Raw genomic sequence first — 9,743 nt, 5'->3', positions numbered from 1 at the left:
CGCTACCCGTTACGACAAGCTCGCCGCCAACTTCCTCTCAGCCGTAGCTCTCGCAACCGCTGTCGCCTTCTGGCTGTGAATGAGTCTGAGCCCTAGAAGCCTTTCACCCCTTAAGTGAGAGCTGACTGCCGTTTTGGGGCATTCTGGCCCCCGGTGCTCGGTGTGTCCTTATTGAGGGTATCACTTGGGCGGCGGGCATCGCCTTCATTCTGGTGCTTGGTGGACAGGTTTGGCTGTTTCGTTGTCGCGGTCGGCTTGATCGGGTCGGTCATTGTCGCTCTCCTCAATTGACGAACAGGCAAGAGCTTCTCGCGTTCCGCAAAGCTTACTGCTTCGTTTCGTCTGACGCGACCGCGCCCATCGTCATCGCCAGCAGCGACGCGCCGCGCTGTTCGTGATCAAGCTTCAACAGGCGGACCCAGTGCGCGATGTGCTTGCCTGCCGCCTCGACGCCTTTGCGTTGTAGCAGCGGGGTGGTCAGGTTCGTATCGTTCTGGATAACCGACGCGATCGACAGCGCGAAAAAGTCGATGATGTCATCGGCGATCAACAAATCATCGGTGGAGTTCGCAGCAAGGTACTGCATGACGATTGGCATGATTTCCTGGTAAAGATCGATCTTAGCCTGATCGTCTACCTTCATGATGTCTGCAGGCATGCTGGCGTCCTCCGTTCTCGGCATGTATTGCTTGAGACCGTGAAGCGAAAGGCAGGTTCGATCTCCCTCGCCATCATCGCAGCCGTCATGAATCATCCACGCGAATGGTTTCAGCCAAAAGTCGTAGGTATCGGCTGGTCTCCTCGAACTTGGGAGGGGTGGGCGATCATTGTTTCGGTGATCGCGGTTGGCGCGGTTGTAGGTCGGGTCAATCTCTGATTGGTAGAAACCCAATGACGCCATATTGCACGCGGTGAAGAACCCGGTTTAGGCTCGGCCATGGAAAACACCGCATCGAAGTTCGATCTTCTTGGCCAGCTTGGTTCGCTGATCGTCCAACGCAACGAGGCAGCAGAGGCGTTCGACGTTTTCAAGCAGGACGCGGTGCTAGCGCCAGCGCCTGACATTGCAAACAATGAGGCCTCTTCCCACGAAGCGGCGAGCGTGGCGGCAGAGGAGGTCGACACGTTCAGGGCTCAGACTGAGGGCCTTCTGGTCGGCGCAACGGACGAGGAGCTTTTGGCCGCGTACCGGCAGACCAAAGGCGAGGTGGGCGATCTTGCGGCTGAGGCGCTACGTGATGAACTGCGGCGCCGGAAGCTCGAAGAATGAACCGACCAAGTGCCAACCAGGTATCCATGGATGTGTAGCCGATCGAGTATGTCAGATCGGGAGGTGTGGGAAAAGGCGTCCACTATCGCGGCAGCGTTTGGCGATGATGAGCCCGAGCACTTCATAGAACGGCTCTTCGACATTCTTCGTGATACCACCAATCCACAGGACTGGCGTCGTGTCGCGGCCGCGGTTGATGTCATCGCTGGAGCGTCCCGGCAATAGCTTCAGTTGAGCGTCGCTCGGTCGCCTCTATGACGCCAACCGAGCTTTTGATGATGTACTGCGCCGGTTTGGCTCGCTGACGCCTGGCATGAGCGGTGGTACCCCCAATCACGGGCCGGCTGGATAGTGTATTACCGGCAAGTAGGAGTGATGATGGGAAAAGGAGCAGCTTGGTGAAGCGCTAAGTGTCGGTTCAGGGGCAACACAGAGCAGTTTACGTTGAAGAGGCCGAACCTGGGTGGCGGAAGGCAACGGGAGAGTATGGTGGTAAGATTTGGAGCGTGAACAGCACGACAGCGAACCGTGCGGCGTCAAATTGGGGCGTCGCCGTCGGGCAGCTAGACCCGGCACACCGTAACGAGCTGCCCCCGGAGGCCGAACGCTAGGCACGCCGGAAGCTCCGGGAATGCCACGTTACGCCAGCGGGGAGGGTGTTCTCGATGCGCCAAGCTAGCGGGTATGCCACAAGTCGCTATCCCATGGTTTATCGAAGATCTGCACCATGACGGAGACGACCCGATCTATCTAAACACTACAAAATTCGTCCCGCGTCCACGGGCGTGGCTGGCCAAAGCGACCGAAGGCGTCGACCATGACGGCGTCCTGCGACAGATCGCCGAGGAAGCGTGTTGGTCGGGGCGCTACGCTTTCCTAATTGTGATCTCGGCCGCGATCTCGCTGCTTGGGCTACTGATGCCCTCCGTCGCGGTGCTCATCGGCGCCATGCTGCTATCGCCGCTGATGATGCCGATCATCGGCTTGGGCTTCGGCATCGCCATGCTCGACTTCCATGAGATACGCCGTGCTGCGACGGCGCTAACCTTGGGCGCCGGGATCGCAGTGGCACTCTCCGTCGTGCTGATCCTGCTGTCGCCGGTCCAGACGATCACGAGCGAAATTGCCGGGCGGACGCAGCCGACGTTATTCGACCTGCTCGTTGCGCTGCTGTCGGCAATCGCAGGCGGCTATGCCCTGATCCGTGGGCGCGGGGGTACGGTCGTTGGCGTTGCAATCGCCATCGCCTTGATGCCACCGCTGGTCGTGGTCGGGTTCGGCATCGCGACATGGAACTGGGTGGTCTTCTCGGGCGCCTTGCTGCTGTTCCTCACCAACGCGATCACCATCGCTCTGACGGCCGCCCTAGTCGCACGCTGTTACGGCTTCGGCAGCCATCTTTCGCCGCACCATACCGGCTGGCAACTCGTCCTGTTTGCGGTCGCGATCGGCGTGCTGTCCATCCCCCTTGGCGCTGGCTTGCGCCGGATCGCCTTCGAGGCGGTCGCACAGCGGCAGGTGCGCGATGCGCTCGGCCAGGATTTTCCACCCGGTGCGCGGCTGAGCCAGGTCGAGATTGATCATGGCGCGACCCCGGTCCGCGTTCGCGCGGTCATGCTGACGCCACGGATCGAGCCAGGGGCAGATCGCAAACTGGCGGCGGACCTACGCCAGCGACTGTCGCGGCCGGTCGATGTCCATATCGATCAGGTTCGCATTTCACCCGAAACAGGCGCAGTCGAGGCCGCGCAGATCGCACGAGCGGGCAATGGCGATGCGTTGCGCGCCGCGCGCGAGCGTGATCGCGCCATCGCAGACGTTGCGTTGATCGCAGGCGTTCCCGCCTCGTCAGTGCAGTCGGATGCAGCCGGGCGGACGATCCGCGCCACCGCGGCGCCACTCCCCGGTCTCGGCATCGCTGGCTATCGCGATCTGGAGCGTCGCGCGGGCGCTGCGGTCGCAGACTGGCATGTCGTTCTCAGTCCGCCCAACGATGTCGCGTTGCCAGACGTCGCGATCATCTCCGGCGTCATCGACGATCAAGCGCTCCGCGAGGCAGGCTGGGTGTCGGCTCGGTTGGCGCGAACCTTCGATGTTCTGGGGGGGACCCTGCGGCAGCGCACGGCGATAGCGCAGGGTATCGTCGATCGAGGGGGCAGGGCGGACCCCGGCCGTGCGGGCGGTCGTCTGCGCCTGATATGGACGATCGATACCGAGCAGCCTGCGCCCGTATCAGCCGAGCGTAGGCCATAATCGCGCATAGGTCCGCTCGAACACGGTAAGGTCTTCGGGATCTTCCATCGTTTTCCTCACGCGCTTTGCATGGCGCGCAGCCCAGCTTTCAATCGGCTCGCTCATCGCCGGCAGGTTGGCTTGCATCGCCGACAACGTGTTGGTCAGGCGAAGAGAAACCTCAACCTCCTTGCCGCCTTCGCGAAGGATGGGTCCGAAGGCATCGGTCAGCATGTCGTCGATCGAGGGCCGGCCAAGATACACCCGGTGTCGTCCATCATCGTCATCGTGCTCGTTCGAAAGTTGGGCGCGGAGGGTTAGGAACACTCTCAAAAGCGCATTGAGCACCTCGATCCCGGTCCCTGGATCATTGGTCGCCGGTGCCAGCGCGCGACTGGCGATTTCGGACAACGCGATCAGGCCAAGGCGAGGGTCCTGATCGAAGCTGCGGTGCCGTTCGATTGTAAACGCCTTGATCAGCGCCGCGCGGGCCGTATCGTCGATCTGCCCCTCGACATGAACAAGATCACGTGCGGGATGCACCATCGTCCCCGGCAAAACTTCGACGTGAATGCTCAAACCATTCGTTGTGGCGATCGAAGCCAGCGCATCGACGTCGACATGGGTGACATACCCGGTATGCGAGCCGGTGATCGCCACGGCATGTGGCGGTACGGTGATCGCCGCACGTCCGCCCAGATACGGCGCGGCGGCAAAGTCCGCCATAGCCCGGGTGGCTGCCTCCTCAACGCGATCGATGACGTCGGCCATGCGTCCGAACGCGGTGATATGGCCAATCCAGCGCAACAGCGTGCCAACCACCAGCATGATGATGGCGACGGTAGCGGCGAACAGGATAATGCGACCGTCATGGCCGTAGGCGCTCGTGTTGAGCCCGACGATCCCGACCATCGAGAAGACGAACGCACCGAGGAACGTCGACAGCGCGTTCTGCGAGGTCGGGTCGCTGACCATGAGCTGCGTTGCACGCGGTGTCGCGAGCTGCGTTGCCGACGAATAGGCACTGACCATCGCCGTCAACGAAAACGTCGTCACCGCTAACATGCTGGACGCCATGATCTGAAGAATCGTGCCGACCGAACGCTGGCCGATATCCACGTCGAACGTGTAGGGTAGATACGGCGTAATGATGCCGGCAAGGATCGCCAGTGCCACACTGAGCAGGCTGATCATAGCTGCACGAAACCAGATCTGCCGGATGATGCGGTGGAAGATCCATGCCCATCGTTTCATGGTTTTTCCCTCCCCATTATTATCCTTCAAACTCGGCGAGAGTCTGACAAGCCAAATTTTCCGTCTCAACTAGGGCATTATGCGCGAATGCAGTCGTTTTGCGGCACCGATGGGATGATATTGAGGTGGCGACACATTGCACGAGACGACTGCGTGCAGGTCATGGGCTGGCGGTTACCCGGTCGGCACCACCAGTTTGAGCAACAGCCTTGCCAATGCACACGAGCACAGTGAAGTAGCGTTGCGCTAGCACGCGACGAACGGCGAACACCGGATGCGGGTAGCGTAGCTGGGCGGTGCTATCATAGCCGCGTCGATCTTTCCGAAAAGGACCTGCGATTGCGACGAGGGCGCTATCTCGACGGGGATCGAATTTCGGGAATGTCCGGGTTGGGAAGGATAGCGGACGGGCGGGTTTGCGGCTGGATCATAGTCAAAGCTCCCGCTAGCTCTACCCGATGGACTTTTCCGGCCTCATTGTGCTTCCGCTCGCTGCGATAATCACTGCCTGCTAGATCGTTGGCGCGGCAGTCCTGTCAAAGAATGACCCCGACTTTCGACCGCCATTTCTCCTATCCTACGGCTTTGGCGTGATGTTCATGGAGCCATGGAAGATCGCGGCATGGCAAGAACTCGGCCTGTTCGCGATTATGCTCGTAATGCTCGCGCTTTGGGCTGCGGCCGGTTGCGTCGTTGGCGGCATTCCTGCTGCGCTGGTCGTCTCGCTCGCGACGAAGTTGCGGCAACGCTTCCGGCATTAAGGAACGGCAGCTTACCGGCACGCTCATACCGACGTGTTACGTCCGACTTTGGGCGACACTGCTATTTAGCTAGGCGGTTCGCTTATAAAGCCGATCACCCTGGCGTCCGTCTCTTTTAGGCGCCCCACGAAGCATTTAGCTTGTTCTGCATGGGAAGCTGCGTACCCTCGAAAACCAATGGCCTTCGGGTTGGTTTTTGAAATGTAAGCATCCGCTGCGCCACATGCCGCTTTAGCCGTTTCGAAGTCGGACGGAGTGAATGCGCTTCGGGAAGCAGTGCAGCCGTTCACCGCCATTGCTATCGCGACGGCGAAAGCACCGAACGTCGTTAGCCGTCTAGATTTACCCGTCATACGAGGAAACTGAACCAGCGACCGCTTTCGAGCAAGCGCCAAGAAGGCCCGTAGCGGCTTAAGTTGGGCGTTCTGGTACGGTCCGGCTTTCTCACAAGGAATCGAATTTTGATAATGTCCGAGTTGGGCAGGATAGCAGACGTTGCCATGCCAGCCGCCTTGGACCATCCTACCGACCGACGTTAGGCTCGGAGGAACACGATGCGAGCGGCAACACTGGTGTGGGCTCTGCTCCTGACGTTGACAACGATTTGCTCCGGTGCGGAAGCATGCAGTGTGCGCCCTTCATATCGGGTTCCCACGACGTTACAGCTGGTGGAGCAGGCAGACGCGGTTGTGCTCGCACGAGTCGTTGACGGCGGTCCCTCACCCTTCGAGCCTTTTGCGCGCATGAAAGGACGGCGTGCTCGTCTCGTTCCTTTTGCGACTTTGAAGGGTCGCTACTCGGGGCAGCGCGTGATCTTCAATGTAGCGGCGTTAGAACTGCCCGGTGCGGGGCTTCGCGCAACCGCAAGTGACCCACGTAACCTAGTCGATGCAAACCCAGACGCATTTTCCGGGTCTTGTAATAGAACTGTTTTTCGCAGAAATATGATTGTGGTGGCCTTCTTAAAGAAGGACGGAATGAGCTTTGTGCCGTCTGCACCTCCGTTCTCTCGGGCACTTGAGGATGTGCCGACTGCGACCGCCCTTTGGGTGAAGGCGGTCCGGATGTACGCGGCCATCGCGGCGAAGCCCAAGTCGTCGCGCCGGGACGAAATGCGCCGGCAGAGGGACGCTCTACGTTTCGACCTCAACGATCCTGATGCTCGCCTGCTGGCGTTAGAACTAGATCGAGCGCTTCAGGCCTCGAAGCAATAATGTCCGCTTTTGGGCGTTAGCGGAATGGCCGGAATGGAGAGGAAAGCGGACTGGCGGCTTTTGGGGGAGGTCGGTAAAAAGCGGACACCATACCAAGTATCGTAGCTTGCGCGGAGGCTCGATGTTCACCGTCCATTACAATGCAACGATCTCACCAGATCACGTTCGGCTTACCAACATTGCCACAGGTCAGACCGTCGCCCGCGCAGCTCCCCGACCGTTCTCATCTCAACACCGTATGATCGCTGATCCAGAGGCTGCCGCTTTGTTTCTGGGCAATTTGATACGTGAGGTTGAGGGGCGGAAGCGCTGGCTTCGGTTGTTTCCGACCATCAACGTCACAATTTCCGGCGAGCCTCGAACAAAGCTGGACCAGGAAGAGGTCAAGCACCTTTTCGTGAACCAAGGGTTCGTCCGAGTTCGGGTAGACTGATTCGCCGAACGACCGGGTTGGGAAGGAAAACGGACATGCCGGTCGCGCACTATCGCTACTACTCACGACCAATGAATCCGAGTTTGAAGAAGCCACTTTTCGGATGTTTAGCGATCCATGCGGAAAGGCAATTGAAGGCATCTTCGGACCGATCAGGCGCCAGTAGGACAATTGCAGCCCCCTTCGATTTACTAACCTTTGCGGGCGCTTGGCATGCGACGATCGCTGCCCTCATCGCAGAGACTTGCGCGAGTGGCCCCGTTGCGAACGGCACGGCGCGATGGGGTTGGTAAGCAGGTTCGGCGGCCAGCAGTAATACGAAAAGAGCGATCATCCAGCTACTCTGTGGACAGAACTGAATGTCCACAAGTGGGCGCTAGTGTCTATCATCGCGCCTCAAGTCGGCTAGCAAACCGACTAGCTGCTGCCTACGCGAAGGAGCGTAATTCGGGTCTTTCTCACGAATGTCATCGTCGTCGGCCCAATAGCTTAAGCCATGCCACGCTTTCCGCTCAGCACCGCGCAACACGGCGGGATTGGCAATAGCCGCATCAAGCTCGCTGTTCGTGACGTCGCTCCCATCGATAACGCGCTCGAGACAGTCGATCAGGAAGGTGCGAGCGTCGGTCATGTGTAGCAATCTGGCCCAACGCCGACGCCCCGGCAATGTCCGCTATCGGGATCAGCAAACCAGCCCAGCTAGGTCCGGGTTTGGGCGTTCCTGTCGTTGCAAAAGGGACCCCTTGCGACGCTATAGAGGCCGTCATCAGTCGCCTGATGTAGCTCATAGCGACACGGCAGATATACCCTCCGCCGTCTCCTATTCCAAACACGCCTGGACGTCACAGACCGTGACGTTGACGAGTAGTTTTGGCGCGAGCGTCTCGAAATCATATTCCGGCGGATTGTCTGACGAAACTTTCCCCCGGACCAGCCACCCCTCTTGGAATTTCCCGCGCGCTTTTCTCATACGGAACTCGATAAGGGCGCCGACAGGCGGAACCGCCTCGACGTCGTACTTTGCGACCTGGGTATCTTCAAAATACAGGCAAACAATCATCATTCCACCCTTCGCCCAGACCCCGCGTAGCAGGTACGCCAACGTCGCAAGCACCCTGCCCCGCGGAAATACGAGGCTTATAGACTTCGTATCTTACGATGTACTCCGGCAATACCCCTTGGCCCATCCTGTTGGACGGCTAACGTCGTTCGAAGTCCGGAAAGCCTTGATCGCATATCCTGCGCTACGATACGCTCTGAAGGACGGAGAGGCAGGAATGTACAATATCCCCTAGGGTCAGGACCCATTGATGTAACAGGCGCGATCTGATTCAGGCTCCGTGAGGAGACTGAGGATGAGCGACCTGTACTGGCTGACGGAGGAGCAGATGGCGCGCCTGCGGCCATATTTCCCTAAGAGCCATGGCAAGCCGCGAGTTGACGACCGGCGGGTATTGAGCGGCATCGTTTTCGTGAACCGCAATGGGCTGCGCTGGCGTGATGCGCCCAGCGACTACGGCCCCCACAAGACGCTCTACAATCGCTGGAAACGGTGGGGTGAGATGGGTGTGTTCCTCCGCATGATGGAGGGCTTGGCTGCCGCTGATGCCGACCCAAAGACCGTCATGATCGACGCGACGTATCTGAAGGCGCACCGCACGGCATCGAGCCTGCGGGTTAAAAAGGGGATCTCGGGCGCCTGATCGGTCGCACCAAAGGCGGTATGAACACGAAGCTCCACGCCGTGACCGACGCAAACGGCCGTCCGCTCAGCTTCTTCATGACCGCTGGACAGGTCAGTGACTACATCGGTGCGGCCGCGTTGCTGGACGATCTGCCCAAGGCACAGTGGCTGCTCGGCGACCGCGGCTAAGGCACCCGATAAGATCAAGGTGGAAACGCCGTCGCAATTCAAGCGGTACGCGCACGGCAGCGGATCCGATCATCGACCAAAAGGGGAAACGGATCATGGACGAGGTTCTGACCGAGCGGATGTGTGCAGAGGTTCCTGGCGAGATCGTCGTGTTCGCTATTGGAATGCGGATCAACCGTTGGTGGAAGGTATGGCGCTGGCTCCCGGTTCTGGCGGAAATGCCGCCGATGCTTCGTGAGCAGGCAGCCGATCCCGCGATTGGCCTCCTTTCCGTCCGGCCAGTATTTGGCTTCCGCAACATTGGCGTCCTCCAGCACTGGCAGACCGCCGAGCATCTTCACATTTATGCGCACCAAGCTGGCGGCACGCATTTGGGCGCGTGGCGGCGCTTCAACGAAAGGATCGGCACCAGCGGCGACGTAGGCATCTGGCACGAAACCTACGTCGTTCCCGCCGGTCACTCGGAGTCCGTGTTTGTGAACATGCCGCGCTATGGCTTAGGCGTAGCTGGCACCCTTCACCCCCCAAAGGGGGCGCGGGCCAGCGCCCGAAAGCGGCTAGCTGGCACACGGTCCTGATCGTGTTACCCGCGCTGGATTATAAGAGCTACTTGCTGTTCCCGGAACTCGATCGATTCCGAAAACGTCCCCGTCTCGATTATCGATCAAAATCGGGAACGCCCGCGCCGTCTCGCTCGCCGCTGTTT

Annotated in this window: 12 protein-coding genes and 1 pseudogene; 7 read left to right on the top strand and 6 right to left on the bottom strand. The window is 59.7% G+C overall.

Annotated features, from left to right (window positions below):
- Nucleotides 1-110: 110 nt before the first annotated feature.
- Nucleotides 111-272: a hypothetical protein gene (locus C8J25_RS20850; protein WP_167397771.1), complete on the bottom strand. Its 162-nt coding sequence runs from the start codon at nucleotides 270-272 to the stop codon at nucleotides 111-113.
- 53 nt (nucleotides 273-325) lie between these two features.
- Complete coding sequence (locus C8J25_RS20845; protein ID WP_167397770.1) at nucleotides 326-892, bottom strand: hypothetical protein; 567 nt, start codon at nucleotides 890-892, stop codon at nucleotides 326-328.
- A 45-nt stretch (nucleotides 893-937) separates the two neighbouring features.
- On the opposite strand from C8J25_RS20845, the gene C8J25_RS18780 reads away from it, so the two are divergent.
- Both C8J25_RS18780 and C8J25_RS18775 read left to right on the top strand, forming a co-directional pair.
- The gene (locus tag C8J25_RS18780) at nucleotides 938-1,270 is read left to right on the top strand and encodes a hypothetical protein (protein WP_107955885.1); all 333 of its coding nucleotides are present in this window, start codon (nucleotides 938-940) and stop codon (nucleotides 1,268-1,270) included.
- 684 nt (nucleotides 1,271-1,954) lie between these two features.
- Nucleotides 1,955-3,523 carry a DUF389 domain-containing protein gene (locus C8J25_RS18775; RefSeq protein ID WP_107955884.1) on the top strand — a complete coding sequence of 523 codons (1,569 nt, stop codon included), beginning with the start codon at nucleotides 1,955-1,957 and terminating at the stop codon, nucleotides 3,521-3,523.
- On the opposite strand, the gene C8J25_RS18770 is transcribed toward C8J25_RS18775, so the two are convergent.
- Nucleotides 3,503-4,756, bottom strand: a complete 1,254-nt coding sequence (locus C8J25_RS18770) for a DUF2254 domain-containing protein (RefSeq protein ID WP_107955883.1) — start codon at nucleotides 4,754-4,756, stop codon at nucleotides 3,503-3,505. The two genes, C8J25_RS18775 and C8J25_RS18770, sit on opposite strands and share 21 nt — an antisense overlap.
- A gap of 593 nt (nucleotides 4,757-5,349) precedes the next feature.
- Between C8J25_RS18770 and C8J25_RS20840 the strand changes: the two genes are divergently transcribed.
- The 3 genes from C8J25_RS20840 (at nucleotide 5,350) to C8J25_RS20445 (ending at nucleotide 7,164) form a co-directional block, all read left to right on the top strand.
- Nucleotides 5,350-5,517: a hypothetical protein gene (locus tag C8J25_RS20840; RefSeq protein ID WP_167397769.1), complete on the top strand. Its 168-nt coding sequence runs from the start codon at nucleotides 5,350-5,352 to the stop codon at nucleotides 5,515-5,517.
- An 809-nt stretch (nucleotides 5,518-6,326) separates the two neighbouring features.
- Nucleotides 6,327-6,731 carry a hypothetical protein gene (locus C8J25_RS20450; protein WP_167397768.1) on the top strand — a complete coding sequence of 135 codons (405 nt, stop codon included), beginning with the start codon at nucleotides 6,327-6,329 and terminating at the stop codon, nucleotides 6,729-6,731.
- Between the two features lie 121 nt (nucleotides 6,732-6,852).
- Nucleotides 6,853-7,164 (top strand): hypothetical protein, encoded by a 312-nt coding sequence (locus tag C8J25_RS20445; protein WP_146173405.1) that lies wholly within the window; start codon nucleotides 6,853-6,855, stop codon nucleotides 7,162-7,164.
- 58 nt (nucleotides 7,165-7,222) lie between these two features.
- Here the strand turns inward: C8J25_RS20445 and C8J25_RS20440 are convergent, their stop codons facing one another.
- From C8J25_RS20440 to C8J25_RS18750, 3 genes are all read right to left on the bottom strand, one after another.
- A complete protein-coding gene (locus C8J25_RS20440; RefSeq protein ID WP_146173404.1) occupies nucleotides 7,223-7,498 on the bottom strand; it encodes a hypothetical protein in 276 nt (91 codons plus the stop codon).
- Between the two features lie 42 nt (nucleotides 7,499-7,540).
- Nucleotides 7,541-7,795 (bottom strand): hypothetical protein, encoded by a 255-nt coding sequence (locus C8J25_RS18755; protein ID WP_107955880.1) that lies wholly within the window; start codon nucleotides 7,793-7,795, stop codon nucleotides 7,541-7,543.
- Nucleotides 7,796-7,984: 189 nt separating this feature from the next.
- Nucleotides 7,985-8,266 carry a hypothetical protein gene (locus tag C8J25_RS18750; RefSeq protein WP_146173403.1) on the bottom strand — a complete coding sequence of 94 codons (282 nt, stop codon included), beginning with the start codon at nucleotides 8,264-8,266 and terminating at the stop codon, nucleotides 7,985-7,987.
- A 253-nt stretch (nucleotides 8,267-8,519) separates the two neighbouring features.
- Here C8J25_RS18750 and C8J25_RS18745 point away from each other — a divergent pair.
- Both C8J25_RS18745 and C8J25_RS18740 read left to right on the top strand, forming a co-directional pair.
- Nucleotides 8,520-9,034, top strand: a pseudogene (locus tag C8J25_RS18745) (IS5 family transposase); the annotation flags it as partial.
- A gap of 98 nt (nucleotides 9,035-9,132) precedes the next feature.
- Nucleotides 9,133-9,615 (top strand): DUF4188 domain-containing protein, encoded by a 483-nt coding sequence (locus C8J25_RS18740; RefSeq protein WP_107955878.1) that lies wholly within the window; start codon nucleotides 9,133-9,135, stop codon nucleotides 9,613-9,615.
- The last annotated feature ends 128 nt before the right edge of the window (nucleotides 9,616-9,743 follow it).

This window comes from Sphingomonas faeni (genome assembly GCF_003053745.1).
GTDB lineage: Bacteria > Pseudomonadota > Alphaproteobacteria > Sphingomonadales > Sphingomonadaceae > Sphingomonas > Sphingomonas faeni.
This window is presented reverse-complemented; position numbering and strand designations above follow the sequence as displayed.